Raw genomic sequence first — 16,490 nt, forward strand, 5'->3', positions numbered from 1 at the left:
AAGGAGACCCCGGGCATGAGCGTCTCCGAGTTCGAAGAGGCCAGGCCCGAGCCGGCCCGCGAAGGATTCGAGCGCACCCCGCCCCAGGACATCGCGGCCGAACAATCGGTGCTCGGCGGCATGATGTTGTCCAAGGACGCGATCGCCGACGTCGTGGAGAACCTCAAGCCGATCGACTTCTACCGGCCCGCCCACGAGCTCGTCTACAACGCGATCCTGGACCTGTACGCGCGTGGCGAACCGGCCGACGCGGTCACCGTCGCCGCCGAGCTGACCAAGCGCACCGAGATCGGCCGGGTGGGCGGCGCTCCGTACCTGCACACCCTGATCTCGTCGGTGCCCACCGCCGCCAACGCCGAGTACTACGCCCGGATCGTGCGCGAACAGGCGGTGCTGCGCCGCCTGGTCGAGGCGGGCACGCGCATCGTACAGATGGGCTACGCGGCCGACGGCGAGGTCGACGACATCGTCAACAACGCCCAGGCCGAGGTCTACAAGGTCACCGAGCAGCGCACCACCGAGGACTACGCGCCACTGGCCGACATCATGGAGGGCGCCCTCGACGAGATCGAGGCGATCAGCTCCCGCGGCGGCCAGATGTCCGGCATCCCCACCGGCTTCACCGACCTCGACTCCCTTACCAACGGCCTGCACTCCGGCCAGATGATCGTCATCGCGGCCCGCCCGGCGATGGGCAAATCGACGCTCGGGTTGGACATTGCACGCGCATGTTCGATCAAGAATGGGCTTGCCAGTGTGATCTTCTCGCTGGAGATGGGCCGCAACGAGATCATGATGCGTCTGTTGTCGGCGGAGGCTCGGGTCGCGCTGCATCACATGCGGTCGGGGAGCATGACCGACGACGACTGGACGCGGCTCTCGCGCAAGATGGGCGAGGTCACCGCGGCGCCGATGTACATCGACGACTCGCCGAACCTGTCGATGATGGAGATTCGGGCCAAGTGCCGCCGGCTCAAGCAGAAGCACGACCTGCGACTGGTGATCATCGACTACCTCCAGCTGATGCAGTCGGGCGGCTCGCGCCGGGCGGAGAACCGCCAGCAGGAGGTCTCCGAGATGTCGCGAAACCTCAAGCTGCTGGCCAAGGAACTCGAGGTCCCGGTCGTCGCGATGTCCCAGCTGAACCGTGGCCCGGAGCAGCGCACGGACAAGAAGCCGATGGTCTCCGACCTTCGTGAATCGGGTTCCATCGAACAGGACGCCGACATGGTCATCTTGTTGCATCGTGAGGATGCCTACGAGAAGGAGTCGCCGCGGGCGGGGGAGGCGGACCTGATCGTGGCCAAGCACCGTAACGGGCCGACGGCGACGATCACCGTGGCGTTCCAGGGGCACTACTCGCGCTTCGTGGACATGGCGCAGAGCTGAGCCGCGGCGGGGCCGTGGGGGCTTTCGGGGGTGGCGCGGAGGACATCGCGATCGTGGGCTCGCCCCGGTCGCATCGTCGCCGCCCACCGGACGCCCCCCGTCCCGGTGGGCAGCGGCGCGCGGGGCGGGGGTCCGGCGGGCGGCGACGGCGGGAAGTCCGGTCCGGAGCCCCTCCCCCCTCGGAAGGCTCCGAACCGCTCCCGGTGCGGCGGACCCGATCACGGGGTTGTTCGGGCCCGCCGCATGAGTTCGATCATGGTGGGCTCCGCTTGGGATTCGTTGGGCGCGCGCTTGGCGCCCACTGTCGCCTTTCCGCACCGACCCCACTCGTGTTGATCGTCCCCGCGCACGAGCTTTAGATACTCCCGCTGTAGTAGGCCGCGGTACCCGCGTCTGCGAGGGCGGTGCGGCCCTGTACCCCCGGGGGCGCAACTTGTGTCGCGGGCCCCGATTTCATTTGAAGTGCCTGTTCGGCCCTGCCTACCTTCGAAGCGGACACCACCGGCGTTCTCTCGGGTCGTGCGGCGATCCGGGTCTTGTGAATTCGATCACAAGGTGTATTCGGGGGTCGGTCACATCACGGGATCGCGCACGCAACCGAGGAGACATCGATGTTCGGACGACTCGGCAGGCTCGTCGTCCACAACCCCTGGAAGGTCATCGCAGCCTGGCTGATCGCAGCGGTGGCCCTGGTCATGTTCGCGCCGAAGCTGAGCGATCTGACCAACCAGGACCAGGCGAGCTTCCTGCCCGGCAAGTACGAGTCCGTGCAGGCCCAGAAACTTGCGGAGAAGGCATTCCCGCAGTCCACCGAGCAGACCGCACTGATGGTCTTCAAGCGCGGTGACGGCAAGAACCTCACCGAGGCCGACAAGAACAAGGTCAAGGAGATCAGCGGCCGGCTCGGCGCGGCCGGCGTCGAGCATGTGAGCAAGGTCGAGGCGGGCGACGCCAAGGACAAGATCGCCCTGGCCACGGCCTACATCAAGGGCGACCAGCAGGACAAGTTCGTCAACGAGGCGCTCAAGGAACTGCGCGACAAGGCCAAGCCACTGGTCGAGGGGACCGACCTCAAGCTCGGCTTCACCGGTGGCGTGGCGATCAACGTCGACAACGAGGACGCCTTCAAGAAGGCCGAGATGATCGTCATGGTCGTCACCCTCGTGCTGATCATCGTGCTGCTCCTGGTGATCTACCGGAGCCCGATCGCGGCCCTGCTGCCGGTGATCATGGTCGCCCTGGTCTCGATGGTCGCGTCGCCGGTGATCGCGATCGTCGGCAAGGCCACCGACCTCCAGGTCGACCAGTCGCTCAACACGATCCTGATCGTGGTGTTGTTCGGCATCGGTACCGACTACATCCTCTTCCTGCTCTTCCGCTACCGGGAACGGTTGCGCGCGGGCGACGACAAGAAGCAGGCGATGGTCGTCTCGGTCGAGCGGGTGGGCGAGGCCATCGCCTCGGCCGCCGGCGCGGTCGTGATCGCCTTCGGCGCGATGTTGCTCGCCACCTTCGGCGCGTTCAAGTCGATGGGTCCGGGTCTGGCCATCGCGGTGATCGTGATGGCGGTGGCCGCGTTGACCCTGGTGCCCGCCGTGGTCTCGTTGGTCGGTCCGACGGTTTTCTGGCCGTCCAAGACCTGGCAGAAGCAGCCCAAGGGCACCGCGTTCCACAAGATCGGCGGTGTGGTGGGCGGCAAGCCGCTCGCGGTGGCCGTGGTCTCCGGCGTGATCATGATCGCCTTCGCAGCCGGCGCGCTGAACTTCAAGGCCGACTACGACCAGTTCGGCCAGCTGCCCGGGGACACCGAGTCGGCCAAGTCGATGAAGGACATGCAGCTCGACTTCGCGGCGGGCACCCTCAACCCGACGCAGGTCTACCTCAAGAGCAGGAACGGTCAGCCGATCGACAAGGGCGCGGCCGAGCAGTTCGCGCGCTCGCTCAAGGACGTCGCGGGCGTCGGCGACGTGAACGGCGCCGGCGGCCCCGAGGAGAACTCGCACGTCAAGGTCAGCGACGACCGGATGTCCGCCGAGATCGCGATCGTGCTCAAGGAGAGCCCGTTCGCGAACAAGGCGCTGGACACCATCGACCCGCTGCGCGACTTCGTCCACGAGCACCAGCCCGACGGCACCAAGGCGATGGTCGGCGGCCAGACCGCCTCCTTCACCGACATCCGCAAGGCCACCAACCGCGACCTGTCGGTGATCTTCCCGGTCGCCGGCCTGCTGATCGCCCTGGTGCTGGGCCTGCTGCTGCGCAGCGTGGTGGCTCCGTGGTATCTGATGTTGGCGGTGGTTCTGGGCTTCATCGCGACCATCGGTGCGACGGTCTTCGTCTTCCAGACGTTGCTGGGCAACTCCGGTGTGATGTTCATGCTGCCGGTGATGATCTACATGTTCGTGGTGGCCATCGGCACCGACTACAACATCCTGATGGTCGCCCGATTGCGCGAGGAGGCGAAGGAGGGCAACGAGCCGCGGAAGGCCGCCGCCCTGGCCGTCGAGCACGCGGGTCCCTCCATCGCCGCCGCGGGTGTCATCCTGGCAGGGACGTTCGCGTCGCTCATGATGGCGGGCATCGACATGATGACCCAGATGGGCTTCGCCGTCTCGGTCGGCATCTGCATCTCGGCCTTCGTGATGTCGATGTTCCTGGTCCCCTCCGTGACCGCCCTGATCGGGCACGCCGCGTGGTGGCCCGGACACGCCGATCGGGCCCCCGGGCCGGTCGGCCGAGGCGGGCAGGATCGGGAGCCGGTACTGGCCGGGGACCGCTGATCAGGTAGTACCCGAGGAGTTCGGATGTCCGTGGAAGGCCCCGCGCGAGTCGCCGTGCGGGGCCTTCCCGCGTCCGCGAACGGTTCGCGACCGAGCGAGTCGGTCGAGCCCTGGCTGCTGCCGGTGCCCAAGCCGCTCGCGCGCTGGCTGCCCTGCCGGACGTGGGTGGGCGAGCTGTTGCTGGTCGCGCTGGTGCTGCTGTGCGTGATCGGCGGCTCGCTCGGCGGGTCCACCAGGGATCACAACCCCGGGCACCCGAACGCGCTCAACCTGGTCATCGCCGGGATCACCTGCCTGGTGCTGCTGGGCCGGCTGCGGTGGCCGCTGACGGTGCTGGCGCTGACCGAGGCGGGCCAGGTCTTCTACCTGGCGGCCGATGGTCTGGACGGCCCGATCCTGATCCCGACCATGGTCGCGCTGTACACGGTGGCCGCCAGCGGGCAACTGCGCCGCTCGGTGCTGATCGCCTCGGCGGTCGCGGTGGTGCACACCGGGATGCGGATCGGGCTGACCCCGGACGGGTTCCTGTCCCCGGAGAAGTACCTCTCGGGCATCTGGATGTACCTGCCGGTCGCGATCGGCGAGGCGGTCCGCGCCAAGCGGGCCTACTGGGCGGAGGTACAGGCCCGGCTGGCCCGCGCCGAGCACGAGCGCGAGGACGAGGCCCGGCGCCGGGTCACCGCCGAACGCATGCGGATCGCTCGCGAGCTGCACGACGTGGTCGCGCACAGCATCGCGATGATCAACATCCAGGCGGGTGTGGCGGCGCACGTGATCGACCGGGACGTGCCGCAGGCCAAGGAGGCGCTCGTGCACATCAAGGTGGCCAGCCGGGACGCGCTGGCCGAACTGCGCACCACACTGGGCGTGCTGCGCCAGGACGGCGACAACGACCTGCCCACCGAGCCGACCCCGGGCGTCGAGGACGTGGACGCCCTGGTGGCGTCCTATCGCAACGCGGGCCTGCCGGTGCTCCTGGAGGAGTCCGGCGAGGCCCGGACCCCGTCCGCGCCGGTCGGCCTCGCGCTGTACCGGATCGTCCAGGAGTCGCTCACCAACGCGATGAAGCACGCCGGCGACGGCGCGTCGGCGATCGTGCGAGTCGTGTACGGCGAGCACGCGGTGGAGGTCGACGTGCTCGACGACGGTCGGGGCAGCCCCAAGGCGAAACAGGGCAAGCGCGCCGACGGCACCGGACACGGGTTGCTCGGCATGCGGGAACGGGCGGTCGCCGTGGGCGGCTCGCTCGCGGCGGGACCCGGCCCCAACGGCGGTTTTTCGGTACACGCGGTGCTGCCGCACCACAAGGGCGCGCTCGTCGCGCGTCGGGACGGAGATTCCTCATGACGGTGCGCGTGCTGATCGCGGACGACCAACTGCTGGTCCGGTCGGGCTTCAAGGTGCTCGTCGGCAGCGACCCCGAGCTGGAGGTGGTCGGCGAGGCGGCGAACGGCACCGAGGCCCTGGCCCTGGCCAGGGAGAGCCGGCCGGATGTGGTCCTGATGGACATTCGCATGCCCGGCATGGACGGCCTGGAGGCCACCCGCCGGATCGTCCAGGACGACGACCTCGTGGGCGTACGGGTGCTCGTGCTGACCACGTTCGAGGTCGACGAGTACGTCTTCGAGGCGCTGCGGGCCGGGGCCAGCGGCTTCCTGGTCAAGGACACCGACCCCGAGGACCTGCTCAAGGCGATCAAGACCGTCGCCACCGGCGACGCGCTGCTCTCGCCGGGGGCCACCCGGGCGCTGGTGGCCCGCTTCCTGTCCCAGCCCGAGCCCAAGGTGGCCGCGCCGGATCGGCTGGAGGCGCTCACCGACCGCGAGCGCGAGGTGCTCTCGCTGGTCGCGGCCGGGATGAGCAACGACGAGATCGCCGAGCACCTGTTCGTCTCGCCGCTGACCGCGAAGACCCACGTCAGCCGGGCGATGGTCAAGCTCGGCGCACGCGATCGGGCGCAGCTCGTGGTGATCGCGTACGAGTCGGGCATGGTCCGGCCGGGACGCGGCTGAGCACCGCGCCCCGGCACGCCCCGGGGCGTGCCCCGCCGGACACGCCCCACAGCCGCCCTAGCCGAGATCGGTCGCCAGCAGGGTGTGGATGCCCTCGACGTTGGTTCGCAGGTAGGCCGCCAGGCTCGCCGGCACCAGGCCCACCGAGGCCAGCCCGGCGGGGGTGAAGGGCACCCGCACGATGTCGTACTCGCCGTTGGGCTCGTCCACCTCGGGGCCGTGCCGCAGCGCCGGGTCCATCGATTCGAGCCGGCACACGAAGAAGTGCTGGATCTTGACCCCGCCGGGCTCGGGCACGGTGTCCACGAACGCGGGCACCGGCCGGCCGATCTTGCCGCCGAGCTCCTCGAACACCTCGCGTCGCAGCGCCTCGACCACCGTGGTGTCCTCGGGTTCGACGCCGCCGCCGGGGGTGATCCAGTACGGGGGGCTGTCCGGCTTCGTGCGTTTGATCAGCACCATCCGGTCCTCGTCGTCGAGCAGGATCGCGCGTGCCGTCCGCTTCACCACTGAACGCATCGTCGGTGCCCTCTGCTTTCTTGCCGGACGTTGCCCCCGTCTGAAGTCTCCCTTTCCGGCCGGACGGGTGGTTTATGCCTGCGCGGCGCCACGTTCGGGATCATGACCAGCGCGCGGCGCGCGCGATCAGCTCACCGTGCAGACGCGCGATGTGCGGTTGGCTCAAAGTGCCCTCCCGTACCGCCAGGAACACCGTGTGCAGCGGCGGCAGTTCGGGCTCCAGAAGCGCGACCACCGCGCGCCGGTCCAGCGCCTCGGCGCACAGGTAGCGCGGCAGCACCGCGATGCCGTGCCCGGCGCGTACGCAATCCAGCACGGCGCGCAGGTCGGGCACCGTCACCGCGGCCGGGGCGGTGGGCTTGGCGTCGAACACGGTCGACCAGTAGCGCCGGATCAGCGGTTGCTCCTCGGCCTCGCCGACCAGCGGCACCCCCTCCAGCGCGGCCGGACCCTGGGCCCGGATCCGGCCCTGCGGCAGCCGCGCCGCCCAGTACGGCGCGCCGATCAGGACGTACTCCTCGTCGGTGAGCGGCGTGCCCACTATCCCGCGGGCGCGCGGGCGCACATCCGAGATCACCAGGTCGTGCCGGGCCGCCGCCAGGCCCGTGAGCAGGACGTCGCCGGAGCCCAGGGTCACCCGTAACCGCAGGCCGCGCCGGACCAGGTCGGCCAGCGACGGCAGCACGCGCAGCGCGGTCATCTCGGTCGGGCCGCCCAGGTGCACGGTGCGCCGCAGCGGGTCCACGCCGCGCACCTCGCGGGCCGCGATCTCCTCGATCGCGTCCAGGTGCGGCGCGAGCCGACGGGCGAGTTCGTCGGCGGGTCCGGTGGGCGCCACGCCACGCGGCAGCCGCTCGAACAACTGCTTGCCGACCTGCTTCTCCAGAGTGCGGATCTGCGCGGTTATCGCCGGCTGTGAGAGCCCGAGCGACGCGGAGGCCCGGGTGAAGGAACCCGCGCGGTGTACGGCCAGGAAAGTACGCAACAGCGTCAGGTCCACGGGTCCCCCGTCTCGTGTCCCCCGACCACTCCCGAGAGCCGGGGACATCACGTGATCTTGCCCGAAGTCGCAGGTCAGTCCGGCGAGGCGGTGTCCAGGGCACGCAGGATGTCCGCGACGAGATCCGCGGTGTCCTCGCAACCGGCCGAGAACCTGACGAATCCCCCCGGCACATCGTTGCCGGCCCAGCGTGCACGTCGTTCCGCCATGCTGTGCACACCACCGAAACTGGTGGCGTCGAAGACAAGTTCGAGTGCGCCCAGGAATCGACGAGCGGTGTCCGCGTCGGCGAGCGTGAAGCCCACGACGCACCCGAACCGCCGCATCCGACGGGTGGCCACATCGTAGGCCGGATCGCCTTCGAGCGCGGGGTGGCGCACGTTCGCGACATCGGAGCGTTCGCTCAGGACCCTGGCGACGGCCAGTGCGTTGACCGCCTGTCGGTCCACCCGCAACTGGAGGGTGGACAACGAACGATGCGCCAACCACGCCTCCATCGGCCCGGGCACCGCGCCGGTGAGCGAGCGCCAGGAACGCACCCGGGCGGCGAGTTCGGCGCTCGCGCAGGCGACGTAGCCGAGCAGCACGTCGCTGTGCCCGGTCAGCGCCTTGGTGCCGCTCGCCGCCGAGATGTCGGCGCCGAGCGCGAGCGGGAGTTGGCCCAGTGGGGTGGCCAGGGTGTTGTCGACGGCCACCAGGGCACCGCGCGCGTGGGCGAGCGCCGAGATCCGTTCGATGTCGCACACGTCCAGGCCCGGGTTGCTCGGGGTCTCCAGCCAGACCAGGCGGGCGTCGACCAGGGCCGCTTCGAGCTCGGCGCCGGCGGTCGGTACCAGCCGTACGGTGATCCCGCGCGCGGCCAGGTGCTCACCGACCGCGCGGGTGGCCGGGTAGCCGTCGGACGGCAGCACGACCACGTCGCCCGGCTCGGTGAGTCCGAGCAGGACGGCCGAGACGGCGGCCATCCCGGACGCGAACGTGACGGTGTCGGCGGCCCCCTCCAGCGCGCCGATCGCCTCCTCCAGGCCGACCCAGGTCGGGTTCGCGTAACGCCCGTACTGATAGGGCCCGTCCACCTCGCCCGGCATGTGGTACGTGCCGGCGAACACCGGTCCGGGCAGGAAGGGGTCGCCCGGCGCGTGGCCCGGGCTGCCGGCCCGGACCGCCCGGGTCCCGTCGCTCCATTCGGCGGACAAATCGCGACTCCTTCACTGCCTGTTTCACGTGAAACCTCGTCCGGGGCCATCGCCGCGCGCGGCCGTCAGTCGCGGTCCAGGATCATGCTCAGGAACCAGCTGACCAGACCGATGACCAGGGCGCCGAGCAGGGCGGGCCAGAAGCCGTCGATGTGGAAGTCCAGGTCCAACCTGTTGGCGATCGCCTCGGTCAGCCACAACATCAGCGCGTTGATCACGAACGTGATCAGACCCAGCGTCAGTACGAACAGTGGCAGCGAGAACAGCTTCACCACCGGTTTGATGATGGCGTTCACGACCCCGAAGATGAGGGCCACGAAAATTATCGTCTTGGCCTTGGTGCCGGCGGAGGCGCCGTCGGCAAGATCGATTCCGGATACGAACCAGCTGGCGAACCAGATGGCCAGGGCGTTGGCGACCAGTTTGATGAGCAGGCTTTTCATATCTTGATGCTGGCATCCGGCGGGACCTTCCCGCTTGGCCCTCGGCAGAAAGTGTGTCCGTGTCGGTAAGGAGTTGGTCACATGAAGGTCTTTCGGCTCGATGATCTGGACGCGGAGCGCGCGTTCGAGCAGGGCGCGTACCTGAAATTCCTCAGCGAGCGGCACTTCTCGATGGGCCTGTACGCGCTCGAGCCGGGCGAGACCGACACCCAGAAGCCGCACGGCCAGGACGAGGCGTACGTGGTGATCAGCGGCCGAGCCACACTCACCGTGGGCGACGAGTCCACCGCCGTGGCGCGCGGCAGCGTCGTGTACGTACCGGCGCAGGTGCCGCACCGTTTCCACCGGATCACCGAACCGCTGCGGGTCCTGGTGTTCTTCTCGCCGCCGGAGGGCTGAGCCCGAGGGGGGTGGGCGCCGGGGGCGGACGGGCAGCGGGCGCACCTGTGGGCGCCCCGGGCCCGTGTACGACAATCGGACCTTGGGATCCAGCGATCGGATCTCGGGATCCGACGATCGGGAGTACATCTGATGGCGCTGAGCGACGAACTCTGGGCTGCCATCGAGGACGTCTACGCGGCGATCCTCGACCATCCGTTCATTCACGGACTGACCGACGGCACGTTGCCGCGCGAGGCGTTCCGGCACTACGTCGTGCAGGACTCGCACTACCTGCGCGACTACGCCAAGGCGCTCGCGGTGTGTGCGGCCAAGGCGCCGGACGAGGCGACGACCGTACAGTTCGCGGGCGACGCGGCCGGCGCGATCGCCGCCGAGCGTTCGCTGCACGAGGGCTTCATGGTCGACTTCGGCAGCTCGGTGGCCGACGCCACGGCGACCGAGCCGGTGCTGCCGAGCACCCGGGCGTACGTCAGCTACCTGCTCGCCACGGTGCACAACGGCTCGTTCGCCGAAGGTGTCGCGGCGGTGCTGCCCTGCTACTGGATCTACGCCCGAGTGGGTGAGGCGTTGCTGGCCAAGGGCTCGCCCGACGAGCTGTACGGGCGCTGGATCGCCACCTACGGCGCCGAGGAGTTCCAGGCGACGGTGCGCGCGGTGCTCGACCTGGTGGACCGGCTCGGCGAGGACCTCTCGGCGGTCGAACGGGCTCGGATGATCGAGCACTTCACCACCACGGCGCGCTACGAGTGGATGTTCTGGGACGCCGCCTGGCGCGGCGAGCGCTGGCCGGTCTGAGCGGGTCCGGGGATACCGGATCGCTCTCGGGCGGACCGGAACCGGTTCGCCCGGGTACGGCGTGTCCTCCCGGGGAATGTGCTTCCCGGGTGTGCACGTCTCTCGCGGGGTCGGCGTGACTGGGGGTTGGACGATGGAGACATGGCCGCGGTGGGCGCGCATCGGCGTTCCGGCGCTCGTGCTGGTCCTGCTGTGCTGGTTGCTGATCTGGCTGTTCTCGGCCTTCCTGATGATCATCGTCAAGGGTGTCGTCGGGCTGTGCGTCACGGTCGGGATGGTCGTGCTCGCGCGCACCGCGGTGGTGGGCGGCCGACCGCGCGACCCGCTCGGCTGAACCCGGCGCTGGTCGTGCGGCCGGCGGTGTGCCAGGGTGGGGGCGCACCACACGGAGATACACGGGAGCTCGGGGCACCGGGCTGAGAGGGCGCTGAGGCCGCGCCGACCGCAGAACCTGACCGGGTAATGCCGGCGTAGGGAGCCTTCCATGACCTCGCACGACACTTCGCTGCCCGCTGCCCCGTCGGCCGACCCGGCCGACGGACGGACGGTCACCAGCGGACCGATTTCCCCCGCCCACCACCGTGGTTACGTCGCCGGATCGCGCGAGGACCTGCGCGTTCCGGTACGCACGGTGCATTTGACCAACGGCGAGACGGTTCGCCTGTACGACACCTCGGGCCCGTACACCGACCCCGCCTTCGAGGTGGATGTGCGACGCGGTCTGCCCGCGCTGCGGGAGGCTTGGATCGAGGAGCGCGGCGACACCGCCCGCTACGACGGCCGGATCGGCGCGCTGACCCCGGCCGGATTCGCGGTGCCGGGTGCCGGCGCCCGACCCCGGCGCGCGTCCGGGTCCGAGGCGGTGACCCAACTCGCTTACGCGCGACGCGGGTTGGTCACCCCGGAGATGGAGTTCGTGGCGATCCGCGAGGGCTTGGCGCCCGAGTCGGTTCGGGACGAGATCGCCGCGGGTCGTGCGGTGTTGCCCGCGAACATCAACCACCCCGAGATCGAGCCGATGGTGATCGGCAAGAACTTCCTGGTCAAGGTCAACGCGAACATCGGCAACTCGGCGGTCTCCTCCTCGATCGAGGAGGAGACCGACAAGCTGGTGTGGGCGATCCGGTGGGGCGCGGACACCGTGATGGACCTGTCCACCGGCAAGGACATCCACACCACACGCGAGTGGATCGTGCGCAACTCACCGGTCCCGATCGGCACCGTGCCGCTCTACCAGGCGCTGGAGAAGGTGAACGGCAAGCCCGAGGAGCTCACCTGGGAGCTGTACCGGGACACCGTGATCGAGCAGTGCGAGCAGGGCGTGGACTACATGACGGTGCATGCCGGCGTGCTCCTGCGCTACGTGCCGCTGACCGCGCGGCGCAAGACCGGGATCGTCTCGCGCGGCGGCTCGATCATGGCCGCTTGGTGCCTGGCGCACCATCAAGAGAACTTCCTCTACACGCACTTCGCCGAGCTGACCGAGATCCTGCGCGCGTACGACGTGACCTACTCGCTCGGCGACGGACTGCGTCCGGGCTCGATCGCCGACGCCAACGACGCGGCGCAGTTCGCCGAGTTGGAGACGCTGGGCGAACTGGGCCGGATCTCCCGGTCGATGGACGTGCAGGTGATGATCGAGGGTCCGGGTCATGTGCCGATGCACAAGATCAAGGAGAACGTCGACCTCCAGCAACGCATCTGCGACGAGGCGCCGTTCTACACGCTCGGCCCGCTGACCACGGACGTCGCGCCCGGCTACGACCACATCACGTCGGCGATCGGCGCGGCGATGATCGGCATGTGGGGCACCGCGATGCTGTGCTACGTGACGCCGAAGGAGCACCTGGGCCTGCCCGATCGCGACGACGTCAAGGCGGGCGTGATCGCCTACCGGATCGCGGCCCACGCGGCCGACCTGGCCAAGGGCCACCCGGGTGCGCAGGCATGGGACGACGCGCTCTCCGATGCGCGCTTCGAGTTCCGTTGGCAGGACCAGTTCGACCTGGCGATGGACCCGGACACCGCGCGGGCCTACCACGACGCGACGCTACCGGCGGAGCCGGCCAAGACGGCTCACTTCTGCTCGATGTGCGGGCCGAAGTTTTGCAGCATGCGGATCTCCCACGACATCCGCGCGGAGCACGGCGACGGGGCCGCGGTCGCGGCTGCGGCGACCGAGGTGGACGCCGAGGCCGGAATGCGGGCCAAGTCGGCGGAGTTCGCCGCCGCGGGCAACCGGGTCTACCTGCCGCTGGCCGACTGACGCTCGCGTGCGCGACGACGTCCCGGGAGCGGGGTGGTCCCGGGACGTCGTCGGGCCGGTGCGGACGGGTCTGGTCAGGCCGGTCCGGGCGGGTCGCCCTGGCCGGCGACGATGACGCCGTGTTCGTAGGCGAACACCACCGCCTGCGCCCGATCACGCAGGCCCAGTTTGGCGAACATGCTGCCCACGTGGCTCTTCACGGTCGCCTCGGTGACCACCAGGTGGGCGGCGATCTCGCTGTTGGAGAGGCCGCGGGCGACCAGCAGCAGGGCCTCTCGTTCGCGCGGGGTCAGGGCCGCCAGGAGCGCCGGCGGGGACCGGAGCGGTTCGGTACGGGCGGCGAAGTTCTCGATGAGGCGGCGGGTGATCGATGGCGAGAGCAACGCATCGCCGTCGTGGACGACGTGGATCGCCTCCAGCAGCCTGGCTCGGGAGGCGTCCTTGAGCAGGAATCCCGCGGCGCCGGCGCGCAATGCGCCGAAGACGTACTCGTCCAGGTCGAACGTGGTGAGGATCAGCACGCGCGGGGGCGGGGAGATGCCGGCGGCGTGCAGGCGGGCGGTGGCCTCGACGCCGTCCACGCGTGGCATCCGGATGTCCATGAGGATCACGTCCGGGCGCAGGTCGGCGGCCAGTTCGATCGCCTCGTCACCGTCCTCGGCCTCGCCGACGACGACCAGATCCTCCTGGGTCTGGAGGAACAGGCGCAGGCCGGTTCGGATCAGCTCCTGGTCGTCGACGATCAGCAGGCGGATGCTCCGGGCACTCATGTGGGGTCCCCCAGGGGAAGCCGGGCCGCGACCCGGAAGCCGCCGTCCGGGCCGGGCTGGGCCTCCAGTTCGCCGCCGAGCACGCCGATTCGTTCGCGCATGCCGATGATGCCGTGTCCGCCCGAGGAGGGTTCGGGCGCCTGCTCGCCGTCGTTGACGACCGCGACGTGCAGGTGGGTACGGCCGAAGTCGAGGGTCACCGCGACGTGGGTGGGGCGGGCGTGCTTGAGCACGTTGGTCAGCGCCTCCTCGACGATGCGGTACACCGACAACTCGACGCCACCGGCGAGCGGTCGGGACGTGCCGGTGATCTCCAGGCGCGCCGGCAGCCCGGCCTCGCCGTACGAGGCGACCAGCGTGGGCAGTTGGGCCAGCGAGGGCTGCGGGCGCATCCGCACCCCCTGGTCCGGCTCGCGCAGCAGCAGCAACATCCGGCGCAATTCGACCAGGCTCTGCTCGGCGTTGGTCTCGACCCGCTCCAGCGTGTCGTCGGCCACGTCGGGCGCGGTGCGCAGCACGTCGCGTGCGCCGCGTACGCCCACCAGCGTCACGGTGACCGAGTGGGCGATGATGTCGTGTAGTTCGCGGGCGATCGCGGCGCGCTCGCGCTGGGCCGCGATGATCGAGAGTTGCTCGTGCTCGCGCTCCAGGTGGGCCGCGCGTTCCTCCAGGGCCGCGGTGTAGCGGCGCCGGGTCTGCGCGTAGGTGCCCAGGGCCCACGCGCCGACGGTGACGGGAAACGAGCTGATGTCCGCCACCATCAGGAACAGCGCCGTCGGCACGAGGGCGGCCACCGACACTCGTCGATCGCGCAGTTCGGCGACGGTGAACAGGGCCACCAGGGCCGGTGCCCCGCCGGGGTTGCCGCCGGTTGCCGCGAGCAGTGCCTCGACCGCGCAGACGGCCGGCAGCACGGTGAGCGTCGCGCGCCGTCGGGCGAGCAGAAGCACACCGGTGCAGGCGACGAGTACGACGAGGTGCGGCCGGACGGGTGTCGAGTCGTCGAAGGTCAGACTGAGTTCGACGATGGTGGTCACCACCGCGACGATGGCGTCCAGTACCGCGGAGCGGCGCGCGTGGATCCATCGGCGCGCCGCCCGCGCGGGTCGGGATATCACGTACATGTCGGGTTATGCCAGGTCACGCCGACGTTCGCCGGCGACGGCGGCGACAACCAGCACGATTGCCCAGGCGCTCAGCACCACCGCGGCGGCACCCGGCGACAACGTCGTGTGGTGCGTCGAGCGGACCAGCACGGCGGCGGCTCCGAACGGCGTGTAGTTGGCGGTCGATTCGGCGACGCCGGCGACCAGGGGAAGTACCGCGAAGTTCGCCAACAGCACCACGACCACCCCCACGACCGGGCTGCGCACCATCGCGCCGACGGCGGCACCCATGATCGCAGACAGCACGAAGGCGGCCAGATTGCCTGCCGCGACCGAGGTGACCTCGCCGGGGGTGAGGTCGGCTCCCGGGTGGTCGGCGAGCAGCGGCAGGGCGAGCCCGACCGAGACGGCGACCAGCAGCGCGCCGATCAGCAGGCCGGTCAGCGCGTAGGCGCCGATCCTGGCGAGCAGGAGTGCGCCGTGGTCGCGCCGGGCCACCAGTGCGGCCGGTGCGGCGGTGTGGTGACGATACTCGCCGGCCGCACCGACGATGCCCCACAACATCAACAGGACCGGCAGCCCGGACAGGGCCTCCTCCTTCTCGCCCACCTCGTCCAGCCGGCCCGACGCGACGGCGATGATCACCACGTTGAGTACGGTGTAGGCGACTCCGCCGGCGACGAAGGCGTGGATCGAGCGGGTGGTGCGGGTCTTGAGCAACTCGCCTCGCAGTAGCCGGCTCATGCGCTTCGGCCTTTCGTCAGGTCGAGGAACACGTCCTCCAGGGACGCGGTCCGCGAGGTGATCTCCTCCAGCGGGATGCCTTCGCGCAGGGCCAGGCGAGCGACCTCCGCAGCCGGGAGTCCCTCGATCCACAGTCCGCCGGCGGGTGCGGGCCGGACCCGTCCGCCGGCTTGGGCCACCAGTGCCGAGAGCCGCTCGGGTTCGGGGGTCTGAACCGAGAGGGAGCCCTGTTCGAGGTCGGTGATCGGGCCGGTGTGGACCAGCCGCCCCTTGTCGATGACGACGACGTCGTCGACCGTCCGCGCGGCCTCGCCGAGCATGTGGCTGGACAGCAGGGTGGTGCGGCCGCGCGCGGCGCGTTCGCGCAGGAGCGTGCGCAGACGGCGGATGGCCTGGGGGTCCAAGCCGTTCACCGGTTCGTCCAGGACGAGGACCTCCGGATCTCCGAGCAACGCCGTTGCCAGTCCCAGACGTTGTCGCATGCCCAACGAGTACTTGCCGACCCGCCGTCCGGCGGCCTGCTCCAGTCCGACGGTCTCCAGTACCTCGTCGACCCGGGCGGCCGGCAGCCCGGCCAGAAGGGCCAGGGCCCGAAGGTGGGCGCGGGCGGTCCGGCCGGGATGGGCCCCACACGGCTCGATGTGCACACCCAGCGCCCGGGCGTCGGAGGGCACCGGCCCGCCCTGGAAGGACACGTGACCGGCGGTTGGCCGGGCCAGCCCGACGATCGTCTTCAACACGGTCGTCTTGCCCGCGCCGTTGGGACCGAAGAACCCGGTCACCACGCCCGCCCGCACGGTGAAGGAGAGGTCGTCGACCACTGTCGTCCGGCCGTAACGCTTGGTCAGCTCGTGGACCGCGATCGCTGCGGTGTGTGATGGCGCCGAAGTCATGCCGAAAGCATCGGCGCTACCGATCTCCCGGTCTTCAGCCAAAGGATCAAACCCGACTTGCCACTTGAGGAGGAGTGGGCGCCGTGGGCTCCGCGCATGGCTGACCACGTGATCGTGTCCACGGCGGCGGAATCACGCGAGGCGGCGACCCGGCTTGCTCGTTCAGCGGTGGGGG

The 16,490-nt window shown here is 70.0% G+C and carries 16 protein-coding genes; 8 read left to right on the plus strand and 8 right to left on the minus strand.

Annotation, left to right across the window (positions count from 1 at the left end; genetic code table 11):
- The first annotated feature begins 15 nt into the window (after positions 1–15).
- The 4 genes from dnaB (at position 16) to A3IC_RS0147970 (ending at position 6,181) form a co-directional block, all read left to right on the plus strand.
- Complete coding sequence (gene dnaB, locus A3IC_RS0147955; RefSeq protein WP_020557182.1) at positions 16–1,389, plus strand: replicative DNA helicase; 1,374 nt, start codon at positions 16–18, stop codon at positions 1,387–1,389.
- A gap of 611 nt (positions 1,390–2,000) precedes the next feature.
- Complete coding sequence (locus A3IC_RS0147960) at positions 2,001–4,169, plus strand: MMPL family transporter (protein ID WP_020557183.1); 2,169 nt, start codon at positions 2,001–2,003, stop codon at positions 4,167–4,169.
- A gap of 24 nt (positions 4,170–4,193) precedes the next feature.
- Positions 4,194–5,516, plus strand: a complete 1,323-nt coding sequence (locus tag A3IC_RS60875) for a sensor histidine kinase (RefSeq protein WP_052174128.1) — start codon at positions 4,194–4,196, stop codon at positions 5,514–5,516.
- Complete coding sequence (locus tag A3IC_RS0147970) at positions 5,513–6,181, plus strand: response regulator (protein WP_020557185.1); 669 nt, start codon at positions 5,513–5,515, stop codon at positions 6,179–6,181. Before A3IC_RS60875 ends, A3IC_RS0147970 begins: the two co-directional genes overlap by 4 nt.
- A 57-nt stretch (positions 6,182–6,238) precedes the next feature.
- On the opposite strand, the gene A3IC_RS0147975 is transcribed toward A3IC_RS0147970, so the two are convergent.
- The 4 genes from A3IC_RS0147975 to A3IC_RS0147990 all read right to left on the minus strand — a co-directional run bounded on the left by A3IC_RS0147975 (position 6,239) and on the right by A3IC_RS0147990 (position 9,339).
- On the minus strand, positions 6,239–6,700 hold the full coding sequence (locus A3IC_RS0147975) for an NUDIX domain-containing protein (protein ID WP_040878640.1): 462 nt from the start codon (positions 6,698–6,700) through the stop codon (positions 6,239–6,241).
- 100 nt (positions 6,701–6,800) lie between these two features.
- Positions 6,801–7,700 carry a LysR family transcriptional regulator gene (locus A3IC_RS0147980; RefSeq protein ID WP_020557187.1) on the minus strand — a complete coding sequence of 300 codons (900 nt, stop codon included), beginning with the start codon at positions 7,698–7,700 and terminating at the stop codon, positions 6,801–6,803.
- Positions 7,701–7,774: 74 nt separating this feature from the next.
- A complete protein-coding gene (locus A3IC_RS0147985) occupies positions 7,775–8,896 on the minus strand; it encodes a cystathionine gamma-lyase (RefSeq protein ID WP_020557188.1) in 1,122 nt (373 codons plus the stop codon).
- A gap of 65 nt (positions 8,897–8,961) precedes the next feature.
- Entirely contained in the window at positions 8,962–9,339 is a 378-nt protein-coding gene (locus A3IC_RS0147990) for a phage holin family protein (RefSeq protein WP_020557189.1), read from the minus strand.
- Positions 9,340–9,420: 81 nt separating this feature from the next.
- Here A3IC_RS0147990 and A3IC_RS0147995 point away from each other — a divergent pair, with 81 nt between their 5' ends.
- The 4 genes from A3IC_RS0147995 (at position 9,421) to thiC (ending at position 12,802) form a co-directional block, all read left to right on the plus strand.
- Positions 9,421–9,738 carry a cupin domain-containing protein gene (locus A3IC_RS0147995; protein WP_020557190.1) on the plus strand — a complete coding sequence of 106 codons (318 nt, stop codon included), beginning with the start codon at positions 9,421–9,423 and terminating at the stop codon, positions 9,736–9,738.
- A 132-nt stretch (positions 9,739–9,870) separates the two neighbouring features.
- Positions 9,871–10,536: a thiaminase II gene (tenA, locus tag A3IC_RS0148000; RefSeq protein ID WP_020557191.1), complete on the plus strand. Its 666-nt coding sequence runs from the start codon at positions 9,871–9,873 to the stop codon at positions 10,534–10,536.
- A 133-nt stretch (positions 10,537–10,669) separates the two neighbouring features.
- Entirely contained in the window at positions 10,670–10,870 is a 201-nt protein-coding gene (locus tag A3IC_RS0148005; protein WP_020557192.1) for a hypothetical protein, read from the plus strand.
- Between the two features lie 150 nt (positions 10,871–11,020).
- Positions 11,021–12,802, plus strand: a complete 1,782-nt coding sequence (gene thiC, locus A3IC_RS0148010) for a phosphomethylpyrimidine synthase ThiC (protein WP_020557193.1) — start codon at positions 11,021–11,023, stop codon at positions 12,800–12,802.
- 74 nt (positions 12,803–12,876) lie between these two features.
- Here the strand turns inward: thiC and A3IC_RS0148015 are convergent, their stop codons facing one another.
- Genes A3IC_RS0148015 through A3IC_RS0148030 form a run of 4 tightly spaced genes read right to left on the minus strand, consistent with a single transcriptional unit; the run spans position 12,877 to position 16,315 of the window.
- On the minus strand, positions 12,877–13,572 hold the full coding sequence (locus A3IC_RS0148015) for a response regulator (RefSeq protein WP_020557194.1): 696 nt from the start codon (positions 13,570–13,572) through the stop codon (positions 12,877–12,879).
- A complete protein-coding gene (locus A3IC_RS0148020; RefSeq protein WP_020557195.1) occupies positions 13,569–14,696 on the minus strand; it encodes a sensor histidine kinase in 1,128 nt (375 codons plus the stop codon). The genes A3IC_RS0148015 and A3IC_RS0148020 overlap by 4 nt, the downstream gene beginning before the upstream one ends.
- 6 nt (positions 14,697–14,702) lie before the next feature.
- Positions 14,703–15,422 (minus strand): ABC transporter permease, encoded by a 720-nt coding sequence (locus tag A3IC_RS0148025; protein ID WP_020557196.1) that lies wholly within the window; start codon positions 15,420–15,422, stop codon positions 14,703–14,705.
- Positions 15,419–16,315 carry an ABC transporter ATP-binding protein gene (locus tag A3IC_RS0148030; protein WP_020557197.1) on the minus strand — a complete coding sequence of 299 codons (897 nt, stop codon included), beginning with the start codon at positions 16,313–16,315 and terminating at the stop codon, positions 15,419–15,421. The genes A3IC_RS0148025 and A3IC_RS0148030 overlap by 4 nt, the downstream gene beginning before the upstream one ends.
- Positions 16,316–16,490 lie beyond the last annotated feature (175 nt).

This window comes from Embleya scabrispora DSM 41855 (genome assembly GCF_000372745.1).
Classification (GTDB): domain Bacteria; phylum Actinomycetota; class Actinomycetes; order Streptomycetales; family Streptomycetaceae; genus Embleya; species Embleya scabrispora.

Bases quoted from the DNA above. Each gene is read 5' to 3' on its own strand.
- A3IC_RS0147970 (WP_020557185.1), top strand. From the start codon at position 5,513: ATGACGGTGCGCGTGCTGATCGCGGACGACCAACTGCTGGTCCGGTCG.
- A3IC_RS0148025 (WP_020557196.1), bottom strand. From the start codon at position 15,422: ATGAGCCGGCTACTGCGAGGCGAGTTGCTCAAGACCCGCACCACCCGC.
- A3IC_RS0148030 (WP_020557197.1), bottom strand. From the start codon at position 16,315: ATGACTTCGGCGCCATCACACACCGCAGCGATCGCGGTCCACGAGCTG.
- A3IC_RS0148020 (WP_020557195.1), bottom strand. From the start codon at position 14,696: ATGTACGTGATATCCCGACCCGCGCGGGCGGCGCGCCGATGGATCCAC.
- A3IC_RS0147995 (WP_020557190.1), top strand. From the start codon at position 9,421: ATGAAGGTCTTTCGGCTCGATGATCTGGACGCGGAGCGCGCGTTCGAG.
- tenA (WP_020557191.1), top strand. From the start codon at position 9,871: ATGGCGCTGAGCGACGAACTCTGGGCTGCCATCGAGGACGTCTACGCG.
- A3IC_RS0147975 (WP_040878640.1), bottom strand. From the start codon at position 6,700: ATGCGTTCAGTGGTGAAGCGGACGGCACGCGCGATCCTGCTCGACGAC.
- A3IC_RS0148005 (WP_020557192.1), top strand. From the start codon at position 10,670: ATGGAGACATGGCCGCGGTGGGCGCGCATCGGCGTTCCGGCGCTCGTG.
- A3IC_RS60875 (WP_052174128.1), top strand. From the start codon at position 4,194: ATGTCCGTGGAAGGCCCCGCGCGAGTCGCCGTGCGGGGCCTTCCCGCG.
- A3IC_RS0147960 (WP_020557183.1), top strand. From the start codon at position 2,001: ATGTTCGGACGACTCGGCAGGCTCGTCGTCCACAACCCCTGGAAGGTC.
- dnaB (WP_020557182.1), top strand. From the start codon at position 16: ATGAGCGTCTCCGAGTTCGAAGAGGCCAGGCCCGAGCCGGCCCGCGAA.
- A3IC_RS0148015 (WP_020557194.1), bottom strand. From the start codon at position 13,572: ATGAGTGCCCGGAGCATCCGCCTGCTGATCGTCGACGACCAGGAGCTG.
- A3IC_RS0147990 (WP_020557189.1), bottom strand. From the start codon at position 9,339: ATGAAAAGCCTGCTCATCAAACTGGTCGCCAACGCCCTGGCCATCTGG.
- thiC (WP_020557193.1), top strand. From the start codon at position 11,021: ATGACCTCGCACGACACTTCGCTGCCCGCTGCCCCGTCGGCCGACCCG.